The 13007-nt window shown below is 65.1% G+C and carries 13 protein-coding genes; 11 read left to right on the top strand and 2 right to left on the bottom strand.

The window, feature by feature from the left end; translation table 11 throughout:
- The first annotated feature begins 6 nt into the window (after positions 1–6).
- The 4 genes from ACM0M4_RS15810 to ACM0M4_RS15795 all read left to right on the top strand — a co-directional run bounded on the left by ACM0M4_RS15810 (position 7) and on the right by ACM0M4_RS15795 (position 2332).
- Entirely contained in the window at positions 7–672 is a 666-nt protein-coding gene (locus ACM0M4_RS15810) for a hypothetical protein (RefSeq protein ID WP_003150342.1), read from the top strand.
- Entirely contained in the window at positions 672–1322 is a 651-nt protein-coding gene (locus ACM0M4_RS15805; RefSeq protein WP_074227104.1) for a phage protease, read from the top strand. The genes ACM0M4_RS15810 and ACM0M4_RS15805 overlap by 1 nt, the downstream gene beginning before the upstream one ends.
- A gap of 130 nt (positions 1323–1452) precedes the next feature.
- A complete protein-coding gene (locus ACM0M4_RS15800) occupies positions 1453–1698 on the top strand; it encodes a hypothetical protein (RefSeq protein ID WP_034028439.1) in 246 nt (81 codons plus the stop codon).
- A gap of 151 nt (positions 1699–1849) precedes the next feature.
- The gene (locus ACM0M4_RS15795) at positions 1850–2332 is read left to right on the top strand and encodes a transcriptional regulator (protein ID WP_223309047.1); all 483 of its coding nucleotides are present in this window, start codon (positions 1850–1852) and stop codon (positions 2330–2332) included.
- 65 nt (positions 2333–2397) lie between these two features.
- Here the strand turns inward: ACM0M4_RS15795 and prpR are convergent, their stop codons facing one another.
- Positions 2398–4350, bottom strand: coding sequence for a propionate catabolism operon regulatory protein PrpR (gene prpR / locus ACM0M4_RS15790; protein ID WP_023128900.1), 1953 nt, complete (start codon positions 4348–4350; stop codon positions 2398–2400).
- A 196-nt stretch (positions 4351–4546) separates the two neighbouring features.
- Between prpR and ACM0M4_RS15785 the strand changes: the two genes are divergently transcribed.
- The 7 genes from ACM0M4_RS15785 to ACM0M4_RS15755 all read left to right on the top strand — a co-directional run bounded on the left by ACM0M4_RS15785 (position 4547) and on the right by ACM0M4_RS15755 (position 11713).
- A complete protein-coding gene (locus ACM0M4_RS15785) occupies positions 4547–5602 on the top strand; it encodes a phosphotransferase family protein (protein WP_016253453.1) in 1056 nt (351 codons plus the stop codon).
- On the top strand, positions 5599–5955 hold the full coding sequence (locus ACM0M4_RS15780; protein ID WP_003089151.1) for a DUF6285 domain-containing protein: 357 nt from the start codon (positions 5599–5601) through the stop codon (positions 5953–5955). The genes ACM0M4_RS15785 and ACM0M4_RS15780 overlap by 4 nt, the downstream gene beginning before the upstream one ends.
- A gap of 50 nt (positions 5956–6005) precedes the next feature.
- Positions 6006–7178 carry an acyl-CoA dehydrogenase family protein gene (locus ACM0M4_RS15775; protein WP_010794173.1) on the top strand — a complete coding sequence of 391 codons (1173 nt, stop codon included), beginning with the start codon at positions 6006–6008 and terminating at the stop codon, positions 7176–7178.
- Complete coding sequence (locus ACM0M4_RS15770) at positions 7178–7945, top strand: SDR family NAD(P)-dependent oxidoreductase (protein ID WP_003123438.1); 768 nt, start codon at positions 7178–7180, stop codon at positions 7943–7945. Before ACM0M4_RS15775 ends, ACM0M4_RS15770 begins: the two co-directional genes overlap by 1 nt.
- Positions 7946–8031: 86 nt before the next feature.
- Complete coding sequence (locus tag ACM0M4_RS15765; protein WP_029770929.1) at positions 8032–9678, top strand: AMP-binding protein; 1647 nt, start codon at positions 8032–8034, stop codon at positions 9676–9678.
- A 56-nt stretch (positions 9679–9734) separates the two neighbouring features.
- Positions 9735–10058 carry a DUF485 domain-containing protein gene (locus tag ACM0M4_RS15760; RefSeq protein ID WP_003089157.1) on the top strand — a complete coding sequence of 108 codons (324 nt, stop codon included), beginning with the start codon at positions 9735–9737 and terminating at the stop codon, positions 10056–10058.
- The gene (locus ACM0M4_RS15755; RefSeq protein ID WP_003158805.1) at positions 10055–11713 is read left to right on the top strand and encodes a cation acetate symporter; all 1659 of its coding nucleotides are present in this window, start codon (positions 10055–10057) and stop codon (positions 11711–11713) included. Before ACM0M4_RS15760 ends, ACM0M4_RS15755 begins: the two co-directional genes overlap by 4 nt.
- A gap of 303 nt (positions 11714–12016) precedes the next feature.
- Here ACM0M4_RS15755 and ACM0M4_RS15750 read toward each other — a convergent pair whose 3' ends face one another.
- Entirely contained in the window at positions 12017–12937 is a 921-nt protein-coding gene (locus tag ACM0M4_RS15750) for an NAD(P)-dependent oxidoreductase (RefSeq protein WP_003122778.1), read from the bottom strand.
- Positions 12938–13007 lie beyond the last annotated feature (70 nt).

Genomic DNA, 13007 nt, shown 5'->3' with positions numbered 1-13007 from the left:
CACATCATGTTCGGCATTAACTTCAATGCAGCGGAAGAGGCTGCCAAATCACTCCGTACGGCTACTGCTGACTTGCGCTCGCAACGCAGCAAGCTCCAGGCACTAAAGGACAGTTTGCACGCACAGCGCGAGGCGCTGTATCTCCAGGCGCTGAGCAAGGCGGACGCCAAGCTGTTCCTGTTCGACTATATCGACGCCTGGGCCGAGCAATACCTGGCGCGCGGGGTGCTGGATGATCTGTTTCAGATGATCGCCGCACCGAATCGCGACAAGACGTTTGCCGAGGCCAACAACCTGACGGTGCCTTACCTCTGCCTGCGCGATGTTGAGACCGTGTTGTACTCGGGTGAAATGCCCAAAGGGCAGTCGATCTTCAAAGCCTTCCCACTGCCGATTTTTGGCGATGGAATCGCCATGATGAACGCTAGCCACATCGGGGCGGCGTGCTTCTTCTTCGGTGACCTGGTCAAGGCGAAGTTAGAGCAGTACTTCGATGCGAAGTACCCGGAACCGAACCCGGACGTGGTCGGGGCGCCTATGGCTGAACGCCGTGCGTTGATCCAGGAGCTGGATCGGCAGATCGGTGAGCTGGACAGCGGCATTAACCAGATTGATGCCAAGCTGCGACAGTTGGGCGTGCGTGAGCCGCGTCGCCTGCTAGGTGGTGAGTGATGAGCCTGGCCGTGCTGCGTATCTCCAGCCAACTGCCGAAGGCCTTCCGCATCATCCCGGTAGGCCGCTTCCATGCACATGACGGGCGCGAAGGTGGGCATTGGTATCTGATGCCAGAGCGTGGTCGGCAGATCGCGGCGCTGGCCAACCAGAACAGCCAGGGGCTGCTGATCGACTTCGAGCATGAGAGCTTGAAGAAGGCCGACGCGCCCGAGGCTGGCCGCGCGACGGTGCTGGAGTGGCGCGATGATGGGCTGTATGTCGCGGATGCGAGCTGGACGGCTGAAGCGAAAGCCCAGATCGCCAGCGGCAAGAAACGCTTTATCTCGCCCGTGTTCCGCTTCAATGGGGCAACCGGGGAAGTGCTGGCACTGGAGAGCATTGCGCTGACGGGTGATCCGGCGTTGCTGGGCCTGACTGATCTGTCTCAGGTGGCCGTGGCCAGTGCTCAGCGGCAGAGCGGTGAGGATGCTTCTGGTAGCGGCATGACTGCGCGAGATCGGGAGGTTTTTGAGCATGTGTTCGGCACGTCTCCTGAGGCACTGGCAGCGCTGCATGCTGAAAAGCCTGACACGCCACCGGAAGGCGTCACTGCTGAAGACTGGGCCAATCTGCGGCACGTGTTTGGTGATGCGCTGAATAATCGGTAAGGGTGGCAAGGGCAATATCGAGTTCGCACTGCGGCTGCGCGCTGACCTGGAGCAAGGTCAGCGTGAGCTACGGCGGCTGATTGGTGCGCTGGGCGACACCGGCAAGTCGGTCTCCCGAGCCGGGCGGCGCATGGGCGATGTCAATAGCAGCGCCGAGAAGATTCGGCTCGAGACCAGCGCGCTGCCGGCCATGCTGCGCAACCTGGGCGTGTGCTTTTTCCTGAGTGCCACGCTTAAGAACGATATGACATTCAACTTGATTGACGACCCTGAAAGGATCGCTGCTGCTTATACGCCGATAGCTGGTCAGGAAGCATTTACGGTTATGCTTAGTCGTGATCCGGCGCGCTGGAGATCGGTTCTCGGTATCAGTTAGACAATTCCTTTGCCGTATGTGAAACGGAACTGCCTAGGCAAATATCGCGCAAACCAAGGTCAAATATCGCGCGGCGCTACAGCACCGCGGCAGCATGAATCCATTCGATCAACCCAGAAGGAGAACGCCGATGTCCAGGCGCTTGCTTTTCGTGGCCACCCTGGTCGCGACCCTTTCCCTTGCCGCTCATGCCGACGAACCCCTGCCATCGGTCGAGCAGGTGATGAACGAGCACAAGGAAAAGATCAGGAACCAGCTGGAAACCATCAACTACAAGCGCAAACGGATGGTCGAGGCAAACATGGCGCTGGACGGCACCGAAGCCGAGACGTTCTGGCCGATCTATTCACGCTACCGAGGCGAGACGGACAGCCTGCACAAGGAGACATTCCAGCTCCTGCTCGAATATGCCCGCGCCTATGGTTCCGGCAGCATTACCGACGCGGAAGCTTCGAGGATGGTCGACCTCTATCGGGGATTGCAGGAGAAACAGCTGGCCGTGCTGCACCGGTACGTGCAGGAAGTGGCCGAGAAGATGTCACCTCGGCGGGCCATGCGCTTCCTGCAGATCGAAGCGCAGCTGGACGCGCTGGAGGCGTTGCAGATCGGCAAGCAGGTTCCGCTGATCAATTGAGTTTCACGGCACCGGCCGCGTCCATGCCTGGGCGAGTTCCGCATCGCCCAGGCGCATCGTTTTGCTCAGCGTGCCGAGCGAAGCCGCCGCCACAGCGTGGTCCGGCTGATCCCGAGCCGACGCGCAGCCTCGTCAAGGCTGCCCTGGCAGCTGTCCAGCGTCTCCTGTATGTAGCGCAACTGCGCGGTTTTGCCGATGGCGTGCAAATCCTTTGTGCGCGATGGCTCTTTCCGGGACCTGGGCTGAGGCTGGCCTTCGAATAGCTCGGGCAGCACGCGAGCCAGGTAATGCTCATCCACGCCGTGCTCATGGAAGATTTCGCTGGCGGAGAGCATCGCCCGTTCGATGACATTCTCCAGTTCCCTGACGTTTCCGGGCCAGGAATGGCGGACGAGGTAGGGTAGCAGGAGCGTCGTTATGCCTGCGGCACCCGGTGGCTGGCCCTGGACCAGCAGGCGCTGGCTGATTCCCTGGCAAATCAGAGGAATGTCCTCGGGCCGCTCGCGCAGGGGAGTGGTCTGCAAGCGCAGGATATTCAGCCGGTAATACAGGTCGGTGCGAAACTCGCGATCCTTCATGGCGGCCCCCAGGTCCTTGTGGGTGGCGGCGATGATGCGCACGTCGATGGAGATCGGCTCGGTGCCGCCCAGGCGCAAGACCTCTCGCTCCTGCAATACACGAAGGAGGCGAGTCTGCAGCGACACAGGCATGTCGCCGATCTCGTCGAGGAACAGCGTGCCACGGTGCGCCGCCTCGAACAGGCCGGGCTTGCCGCCTTTGCGCGAACCGCTGAAGGCGCCTTCCTCGTAGCCGAACAGTTCGCTTTCCAGTAGCGACTCGGGAAACGCCGCGCAGTTGATGGCGACGAAAGGCCCGTGCCGGCGAGGGCTCTCGTTATGGATCCCTTGGGCGAGCAGTTCCTTGCCGGTGCCGCTTTCGCCAGTGATCAGGATGGTCGAATGGCTGGCGGCAAAGCGCTTGGCCAGCTGCAACATCTCACGGTTGGCCTTGCTCGCGCCGTTGAGTTGTTCGAGCCGGTAACGCGCGGTGAAGGCACCTGGACGGCGAGTGGAGCGGATGCGTTGATCCGCGCGCTGCACGGCGGTGATGTCCTGGCAGGTGAGCACCAGGCCGGTACGCTCGCCATTCTCCAGGATCGGCAGGAGATTGCTGACCACGGCGTGCGAGCCCAGCCGGATCACCCGGTTTTCCTCGCCACCGCCATCCTCTAGCGCCTGTTGCAGGTCAAGCTCCGGGCATAGCTGCTGTAACGGTCGACCCAGAGCCGAGCTGACCGGCAACTCCAGCAACTGGGCAAGGGCAGGGTTGAGCGATTGCACCACACCCTGGTTGTCGACCGCTGCCACACCGCTTGGAATGTGTTGCAGCACCGCGTCCAGATGCCGCCGCTTGGCGATCTCCAGGCGCTGGCTGTCGAGGACTCCCATGGCTTCCTCGAGCGCCTTGCGCGCAGTGTCTTCGCTCAGCGACAGCACGCCGTGCAGGCCTGCCTGTTCCGCCAGCTCCACCACCGTCGACGAACCGATGATGCTGCGGCAACCCAGGCGGGATACCTCCAGGACAGCCTGGCGAGCCTCTTCCAGGGTGGTGTAGGCGACCTGGTGAACCTGCACCGTGAACAGCGTTCGCATGGCTTGCAGGTCCCGGTCGATGCGGTTGTAGCTGAGCAGGGCGACATGGGAGGAGTGTTCGCGGGCTTGCTCCAGCGCACGCAACAGGTCTCCGCCGCCAACACGCATCGTCAGAACCGGACGTGCCAGGTGTCTACGCAGGTAGGCGGCAGTGGCGCCAGCACAGACGAACACGTCGGCCTTGCCGCGCTGTTCGAGATCGCGGGCGGTTTGCAGGGCTTCGGATACCGAGGTGTCGAGCACCTCGATATGGACGTCCGGGTAGCCCGCCGCCAGGCCGGCCACCAGGCTGGCGAGGCGACTGCGCTGCCGAGGTCGTTGAAGGTGACTGACCAGCACGACGACCTGGGAAAGGGGAGGACGCATGTCGAGACCTGTTCAGGATTGAATTGTTTCGATACTGAATCAGTTCGTTGCAAAAGTGAAACCCGGATTGCTTCGTCGAGCGCCATGGAAAAACCTGGCGCCAGAGAGCGCGCGGGTTACAGGCATATCCCGAAAATTGGCCCAGGCGTTGCTAAAGCTGTCTGACAACATGACTACAGGCAGGCCCTACAACCCCATGAGCACTCCTCCTACGACCGTACGGGACGGCGAGACATTCGTGGCCCCGGACGACCAGCCACTGGTCGAGTTCATCCGCGAGCACGCCGCAGCGAAGCGGGTGGTCATCCAGGCACGCCAGCGCCTGAGCGGCGGCGCCATCCAGGAAAACTGGCTGCTGGACCTGCTGATCGAAGGCGGCCCCTGGGCTGGCGCCCGGCGTTGGGTGCTGCGCAGCGATGCGCTTTCCGCGCTACCCGCCAGCCTTGACCGCGAACAGGAGTTCGCGGTGCTGCAAGTGGTTCATCAGGCCGGTGTGAAAGTACCGCGCCCGCTGTGGCTGTGCCGCGATATGCGCGTGCATGGGCGGGTGTTCTTCCTGATGGAGTACGTGCCGGGTGTCGCCGCCGGTCGCTTGCTCAGCGCTGGCGCCGGCACCCAGGGCCGGGCGCAGCTGGCGGCGCAGCTTGGCGCCAACCTGGCGCGCCTGCATCAGGTTCGCCCGCCGTGCGCCGCGCTGGATTTCCTGCCGATGCCAACCCGCTCACCGGCCTTGGCGACCATCGACGCCTATCGCCACTACCTCGACACCCTCGCCGATGCCTATCCGGTGCTGGAGTGGGGCCTGCGCTGGTGCGAGCTGCACGCACCGCGCAACAGCATCCTGTGTCTGTTGCACCGTGACTACCGCACCGGCAACTACCTGGCCAGCGAACAGGGACTCGAAGCCGTACTCGACTGGGAGTTCACCGGCTGGGGCGACCCGTGCGAAGACCTCGGCTGGTTCACCGCCCGCTGCTGGCGCTTCACCCGCCCAGACCTCGAGGCCGGCGGTATCGGCCAACTGGAGGACTTCCTGGGGGGCTACCACGAGGTGTCTCCGCTGCGTATCGAGCGCAGCCAACTGCACTACTGGCAGGTCATGGCCACCCTGCGCTGGGCGGTGATCGCCCTGCAGCAAGGCCAGCGCCACCTGTCCGGCGAAGAGCCGTCCATTGAGCTGGCACTGACCGCACGACTGCTGCCGGAGCTTGAGCTCGACATCCTGCACATGACCGGAGCCGAAGCGCCATGACCCAGCCCGATGCCCATGAACTGCTCGACATCGCTCGCTCGACGCTTCTGGAGCAACTGCTGCCAGCGCTGCCCGGCGAGCTGCGTTACCCGGCCCTGATGATCGCCAATGCCATGGCCATCGCAGCCCGCGAAAGCCGCCTGGGGGCTCTGGCCGAGGACCAGGAGCGGACACGTTTGGCCGCCTTGGTCGACGAGGCGCCCGCAGCCTTGCCCGACCTGCGCCGCCAACTGGCACGGGCCATTCGCCTGGGCAGCCATGACGCCCCGCAAAACCATAGAACCCTGGTCGAGACATTGCGCCAGGTCACCCTCGCCCGATTGGCCATCAGCAATCCCAAGGCCTTGCCCTGAACGGCGTCAGCCATCTCATTCCCGACAGACAAGCACCCAGAAGGACAACCATGAACTTCACCCTCCCGGACGAACTGCTCGCCTTGCAGGCCAAGACCCGAGACTTCATCGCCGAGCAGGTCATCCCGCTCGAGAACGACCCCCGCCAGGACAGCCACGGCCCCAGCGACGCCCTGCGCCAGGACCTGGTGGCCCGCGCCCGCGCGGCCGGCTTGCTGACGCCCCACGCCAGCCGCGAAATGGGTGGCCTGGCGCTGAGCCACGTGGCCAAGGCGATCGTCTTCGAAGAGGCCGGCTACTCGCCGCTGGGCCCGGTGGCGCTGAACATCCATGCCCCGGACGAAGGCAACATCCACCTGATGGACGTGGTCGCCACCGAGGCGCAGAAAGACCGCTGGTTGCGCCCGCTGGTCCAGGGCCATGCCCGTTCCTGCTTCGCCATGACCGAGCCTGCGCCAGGCTCCGGCTCGGACCCCTCGATGCTGCGCACCACCGCCACCCGCGATGGCGACGACTACCTGATCAATGGCCGCAAGTGGCTGATCACCGGCGCAGAAGGCGCCGACTTCGGCATCATCATGGCGCGCATGGAGGATGGTACGGCGACCATGTTCCTGACCGACATGAAACGCGACGGCATCATCCATGAGCGTCAGCTGGACTCGCTGGACAGCTGCTTCACCGGTGGCCACGGGCAGCTGCGTTTCGACAACCTGCGTATTCCGGCGAGCGATGTGCTCGGCGAGATCGGCAAGGGGTTCCGGTATGCCCAGGTGCGCCTGGCGCCGGCGCGGCTCACCCACTGCATGCGCTGGCTGGGCGCCGCGCGTCGCGCCCACGACATCGCCTGCGACTATGCGCGCACCCGCGACGCCTTCGGCAAGCCGCTGGGCGAGCACCAGGGTGTGGGCTTCATGCTGGCCGACAACATGATGGACCTGCACGTGGTGCGCCTGGCGGTGTGGCACTGTGCCTGGGTGCTCGACCAGGGCCGGCGGGCCAATGTCGACTCCAGCATGGCCAAGGTGATCAGCGCCGAGGCGTTGTGGCGGGTGGTCGATCGTTGCGTCCAGGTACTGGGCGGGCGCGGGGTGACCGGAGACACCGTGGTGGAGCGGATCTTCCGCGACATTCGCCCGTTCCGCATCTATGACGGCCCGAGCGAGGTGCACCGCATGAGCCTGGCGAAGAAACTGCTCGACCAGCGCCTGGAGGCCCGCTGATGCAGCCGAACCTGACCCGACTGTTCGCCCTCGACGGGCGCCGCGCCCTGGTGACCGGAGCCTCCAGCGGCCTGGGCCGCCACTTCGCCATGACCCTGGCCGCCGCAGGCGCCGAGGTGGTGGTGACTGCCAGGCGCCAGGCGCCGCTGCAGGCACTGGTGGAGGCCATCGAGGTGGCGGGAGGGCGGGCGCAGGCCTTTGCCCTCGATGTGACCTGCCGTGAGGATATCTGCCGGGTGCTCGATGCCGCCGGCCCGCTGGATGTGCTGGTCAACAATGCGGGGGTGAGCGACAGCCAGCCCTTGCTGGCCTGCGACGATCAAAGCTGGGACCGCGTGCTCGACACCAACCTCAAGGGCGCCTGGGCGGTGGCCCAGGAAAGCGCCAGGCGCATGGTCGCGGCGGGGAAGGGCGGCAGCCTGATCAATGTCACTTCGATCCTCGCCAGCCGTGTGGCCGGCGCCGTCGGCCCCTACCTGGCGGCCAAGGCCGGCCTGGCCCACCTGACCCGCGCCATGGCGCTGGAGTTGGCGCGCCATGGCATCCGGGTGAACGCCCTGGCGCCCGGCTACGTGATGACCGACCTGAACGAGGCCTTCCTGGCCAGCGAGGCCGGCGACAAGTTGCGCTCGCGTATCCCCAGCCGCCGCTTCAGCGTGCCGGCGGACCTGGACGGCGCCTTGCTGCTGCTCGCCAGCGATGCCGGGCGGGCCATGAGCGGCGCCGAGATCGTGGTCGATGGCGGCCACCTGTGCAGCAGCCTGTAACGCGCCCTGGCGCAATAACAACAACAACAGGAGGTATGTATGTGCGTGCAAGACCCGAGCAATGTGTCGATGAGGTGGCTGCCATGATGGTTCCGACCCTCGAGCACGAGCTTGCTCCCAACGAAGCCAACCATGTCCCGCTGTCGCCGCTGTCGTTCCTCAAGCGTGCCGCGCAGGTGTACCCGCAGCGCGATGCGGTGGTCTATGGCGCAAGGCGCTACAGCTACCGCCAGTTGCACGAGCGCAGTTGCGCCCTGGCCAGTGCCCTGGAGCGGGTCGGCGTACAAGCGGGCGAGCGGGTGGCGATACTGGCGCCGAATATCCCGGAAATGCTCGAGGCCCACTATGGCGTACCCGGTGCCGGGGCGGTGCTGGTATGCATCAACATTCGCCTGGAGGCACGCAGCATCGCCTTCATCCTGCGCCACTGCGCGGCCAGGGTGCTGATCTGCGACCGTGAGTTCGGTGCCGTGGCCCAGCAGGCGCTGGCCATGCTCGATGCGCCGCCCTTGCTGGTGGGCATCGACGATGATCAGGCCGAGCGAGCCGACCTCGCCCACGACCTGGACTATGAGGCGTTTCTGGCCCAGGGCGACCCGGGGCGGCCGCTGAGTGCGCCGCAGAACGAATGGCAGTCGATCGCCATCAACTACACCTCCGGCACCACGGGGGATCCCAAGGGCGTGGTCCTGCATCACCGCGGCGCCTACCTCAACGCCTGCGCCGGCGCGCTGATCTTCCAGTTGGGGCCGCGCAGCATCTACCTGTGGACCTTGCCGATGTTCCACTGCAACGGCTGGAGCCATACCTGGGCGGTGACGCTGTCCGGTGGCACGCACGTGTGCCTGCGCAAGGTCCAGCCAGATGCGATCCACGCTGCGATTGCCGAGCATGCGGTGACCCACCTGAGCGCCGCGCCGGTGGTGATGTCGATGCTGATCCATGCCGAGCATGCCAGCGTCCCTGCCGTGCCGGTATCGGTGATCACCGGCGGCGCCGCGCCGCCCAGCGCGGTCATCGCCGCCATGGAAGCACGCGGCTTCAGCATCACCCACGCCTACGGCATGACCGAAAGCTACGGCCCCAGCACCCTGTGCCTGTGGCAGCCGGGGGTCGACGAATTGCCGCTGGAGGCCCGGGCCCAGTTCATGAGCCGCCAGGGCGTCGCCCACCCGATGCTCGAGGAGGCCACGGTGCTGGATACCGACACCGGCCGTCCGGTCCCGGCCGACGGCCGCACCCTTGGCGAACTGGTAGTGCGGGGCAACACCGTGATGAAAGGCTACCTGCACAACCCCGAGGCCACCCGTGCCGCGTTGGCCGACGGCTGGCTGCACACCGGCGACCTGGCCGTGCTGCACCCGGACGGCTACGTGGAAATCAAGGACCGGGCCAAGGACATCATCATTTCCGGCGGCGAGAACATCAGCTCGCTGGAGATCGAGGAAGTGCTCTACCAGCACCCCGAGGTGGTCGAGGCCGCGGTGGTGGCGCGCCCGGATTCGCGCTGGGGCGAGACACCCCACGCGTTCGTCGCCTTGCGGGCGGATGCCTTACCCAGAACCACGGGTGACGATCTGGTCCGCTGGTGCCGCGAGCGCCTGGCGCACTTCAAGGCACCGCGGCATGTGACGCTTACCGAACTGCCCAAGACCGCCACCGGCAAGATCCAGAAGTTCGTCCTGCGCGAGTGGGCCCGGCAGGAGGAGGAGGCCGGCGACGCCGGCCGCTGATGGCGCTGCCGCACCCGCATATTCCATAACAATAACTAGGTTGCCCGAGGTGTCCCATGTCCAGCCTGCTATACGCGCGTATCCGCGCCAGTGCCCGGTTCCAGCAACTGGTGGCGCGCCGAAACCGTTTCACCCTGAGCCTGCTCCTGCTGATCCTGGCCACGTTCCACGGCTACATCGCGCTGGTATCGTTCTGCCCCGAGCTGATTGCCAGGCGTCTGGCGCAGGGCTCGAACATGACCTTCGGCGTCGCGGCCGGCGTGTTCCTGTTCGTGTTTTTCTGTGCCTTGTCGGCGCTCTATGTGTACCGCGCCAACGGCGAATTCGATCGCCTGACCCAGGCTCTGGTCGCTGGGCTGGAAGAGGAGCAGGGCGCATGAAGAAGCTCCTTCCCCTGGCGTTGTCGCTGCACTCCGGCCTGCTGTTGGCCTCGCCCGCGTTGGACGCTGGCCAGCGCCAGCCGCTCAACCTGCATGCCATCGGCATGTTCATGGTGTTCGTGCTGTTCACCCTGTGCATCACCTGGTGGGCGGCGCGACGGACCCATTCGACGGCGGATTTCTATAGCGCCGGTGGCGGTATCCGGGGCTGGCAGAACGGCCTGGCGCTGGCCGGCGACTACATGTCCGCCTCCACGCTGCTGGGAATCACCGCGCTCATCTACAGCTCCGGGATGGATGGCTACATCTATCTCATCGCCTTCTTCGCGGGCTGGCCGGTACTGCTGCTATTGATGACCGAGCGGCTGCGCAACCTGGGCCGCTTCACCTTCGCCGACATCACCTCGTACCGTCTCGACCAGGGCAAGGTGCGCACCATGGCCGCCATCGGATCGCTGACCGTGGTGTGTTTCTACCTGGTGGCGCAGATGGTCGGGGCCGGGCAGTTGATCAGGCTGCTGTTCGGCCTGGACTACCAGATCGCCCTGGTGATCGTCGGTGCGCTGATGATGCTGTATGTGACCTTCGGCGGTATGGTGGCAACCACCTGGGTGCAGATCGTCAAGGCATTCCTGCTGCTGGTCGGCGGCTCGCTGGTGCTGTTCCTGGCGATGCGCGAATTCGACTTCAGCTATGACAGGCTGGTCAGCCAGGCGATGGATAGCCATGCCCTGGGCGAACGCCTGCTGGCCCCTGGTGGCTTGCTGGCCGACCCGTTGACCGCGCTATCGCTGAGCCTGGGGCTGGTGTTCGGCACCGCCGGGCTGCCGCACATCCTGATGCGTTTCTTCACCGTCGGCGATGCCCGGGAGGCGCGCAAGTCGGTGCTCTACGCCACCGGGTTCATCGGCTACTTCTTCAATGTCATTTTCCTGCTGGGCCTGGCGTCGATCGTGATCGTCAGCCAGCAGCCCCGGTTCTTCGAGGGCGGGGAAGCGGGAGGCAAGCTGCTGGGCGGGGGCAACATGGTGGTCATGCACCTGGCCCAGGCAGTGGGAGGCAACCTGCTGCTGGGCTTCCTCTCCGCCGTGACCTTCGCCACCATCCTGGCCGTGGTGTCAGGCCTGGCCCTGGCCGGGGCGTCCGCCATCGCCCATGACCTGTATGCGCGGGTGATCATGAAGGGCGCGGCCAGCGAGGCGCAGGAGCTGCGGGTAACCAAGCTGGCAACCCTGGGCCTTGGCTTGGTGGCGATAGCCCTGGGCATCGTGTTCGAGAACATCAACGTGGCCTTCATGGTCGCCCTGGCCTTTGGCATCGCCGCTTCGGCCAACTTCCCGGTGCTGTTCCTGTCGATGTTCTGGTCGGGGCTGACCACCCGTGGCGCGTTGGCCGGTGGCTACGTCGGGTTGTTCAGCGCCATGGGCTTCGTGGTTTTCTCCAGGCTGGTGTGGGTGGATGTGTTGCACTTCGCCGAGCCGCTGTTCCCCTATACCCAGCCTGCGCTGTTCTCCATGCCGTTGGCGTTCCTGGTGGCGTATGGCGTTTCCCGCCTGGACCGGACCAAGCGGGCCATGGCGGAAAGGGCAGCCTTCGCCGACCAATACGTACGAGGCCAGACCGGCCTTGGCGCCAGCGGAGCCATAGACCACTGAGGCGCACACGGTCGCTGTCGAACGGGTGGCAGCGACCGCATGGCAGGCTTTGAGGCTGTCTGTCGCCCGAGGCCTGGCTAGTGCCCCCGGAAGATGTCTCCGATACCGACGGTGGGGTAGTGCTCCATGCGCTGAGCCGTCCCGCGGTTGACGACGGAAGGCTTCGAAAACAGTGCACTCAGGAAGATGACCAGTACAAGGACAGCCAGTAGAAAACCGAATCGGCGCATATGATTCTCCAGCGATTTTTTATAGTTGTTGTCTTCGGGCGCTATCCACGAGGACCTTAGAAGCGCAGCGCAGTCACTGTCCCGCCGCGCTTGCGGTGTCGCATTCGCGGGCGAACAGGCGGGTGACGGCTACGATGTCCTGGTCGCCATAGCCCATGGCTGCCGCGCGTTGCACGGCCTGGCACAGCGCGTCGAAGACCGGCGTCCAGGCCCCTTGTGCGTGCAGGGCTCCGGCGATATGGGCGAAGGCCTGGGCATGCACATCGAGCCTCGCCTGATCGCCTGCGAAATCCTGCGCTTCCAGCCGACGGACCGCTTCCTCGAGTGCATCGGCGACGAAAAAGCGCGACGTGTCGAGCATGAGCCGAGCGGTCTTCGAAGGCGGCAGGCCGAAGTGGACACCAGCCCCCACGGCCTCGAAGAAAGCCACCATCGCGGCAAACGCATGCGCGTGGAGCACGGTGGCGAAGGCCAATGCTTCGTCCCAGGGGAGGAACGTCGTATGACCGGCAAGCCCCTCAAGCAGCGCCCGATGCCGTTCGAAGGCCTCAGGATCACCGGTATGAATGCTGTGGCTTTCGCGACGACCAACGTTGCGCGGGTAGGCCACGATCATCCCTTTGACGTAATGGCCGCCCGCGCGGTTGACGAGACTCTGAAGCGCCAGGCCCTCGTCCCGGGCGTTGGTCGTGTAATCGACGATCGTACGGTTGGCCAGCGCCTGCATCACACCTGGCATCCCGAGCACCTCGTGGGTCGCCTGGTTGTCCAGGAGCACGAAGATCGTGGCCGGGCTTGCAGCCAGCGCGGCTTCGGCGCTCTCGCACAGGTGAGCGCCAGCGGCGACGAGCGCCGCGGCCTTGCCGGGCGAGCGGTTCCAGATCGCCACGCGCCTGCCTTGCCTGAGCAACGCTTGGGCCATGATGGTTCCCATGGCTCCGAGCCCGATCACGGACACTTCGAACTCGAAGCTTTCATCATTGTGTTCACGCACGCTCGAGGTCTCCTGATTATTGTTCTGGCTGATGTCCAACAGGTCTCCGGCCTGCGCTTCAACACAGGCC

Origin of the sequence: Pseudomonas sp. 18-147 (assembly GCF_051048045.1) — a bacterium.
Lineage (GTDB): Bacteria > Pseudomonadota > Gammaproteobacteria > Pseudomonadales > Pseudomonadaceae > Pseudomonas > Pseudomonas aeruginosa.
Note: the sequence above shows the minus strand (reverse complement) of the source record. Positions and strands in the feature narration are given on the sequence as shown.

Excerpts from the sequence above, each read along its gene's own strand:
- ACM0M4_RS15805 (WP_074227104.1), top strand. The coding sequence starts at position 672 with ATGAGCCTGGCCGTGCTGCGTATCTCCAGCCAACTGCCGAAGGCCTTC.
- ACM0M4_RS15765 (WP_029770929.1), top strand. The coding sequence starts at position 8,032 with ATGGTTCCGACCCTCGAGCACGAGCTTGCTCCCAACGAAGCCAACCAT.
- ACM0M4_RS15770 (WP_003123438.1), top strand. The coding sequence starts at position 7,178 with ATGCAGCCGAACCTGACCCGACTGTTCGCCCTCGACGGGCGCCGCGCC.
- ACM0M4_RS15780 (WP_003089151.1), top strand. The coding sequence starts at position 5,599 with ATGACCCAGCCCGATGCCCATGAACTGCTCGACATCGCTCGCTCGACG.
- ACM0M4_RS15760 (WP_003089157.1), top strand. The coding sequence starts at position 9,735 with ATGTCCAGCCTGCTATACGCGCGTATCCGCGCCAGTGCCCGGTTCCAG.
- ACM0M4_RS15755 (WP_003158805.1), top strand. The coding sequence starts at position 10,055 with ATGAAGAAGCTCCTTCCCCTGGCGTTGTCGCTGCACTCCGGCCTGCTG.
- prpR (WP_023128900.1), bottom strand. The coding sequence starts at position 4,350 with ATGCGTCCTCCCCTTTCCCAGGTCGTCGTGCTGGTCAGTCACCTTCAA.
- ACM0M4_RS15775 (WP_010794173.1), top strand. The coding sequence starts at position 6,006 with ATGAACTTCACCCTCCCGGACGAACTGCTCGCCTTGCAGGCCAAGACC.
- ACM0M4_RS15800 (WP_034028439.1), top strand. The coding sequence starts at position 1,453 with ATGGGCGATGTCAATAGCAGCGCCGAGAAGATTCGGCTCGAGACCAGC.
- ACM0M4_RS15785 (WP_016253453.1), top strand. The coding sequence starts at position 4,547 with ATGAGCACTCCTCCTACGACCGTACGGGACGGCGAGACATTCGTGGCC.
- ACM0M4_RS15810 (WP_003150342.1), top strand. The coding sequence starts at position 7 with ATGTTCGGCATTAACTTCAATGCAGCGGAAGAGGCTGCCAAATCACTC.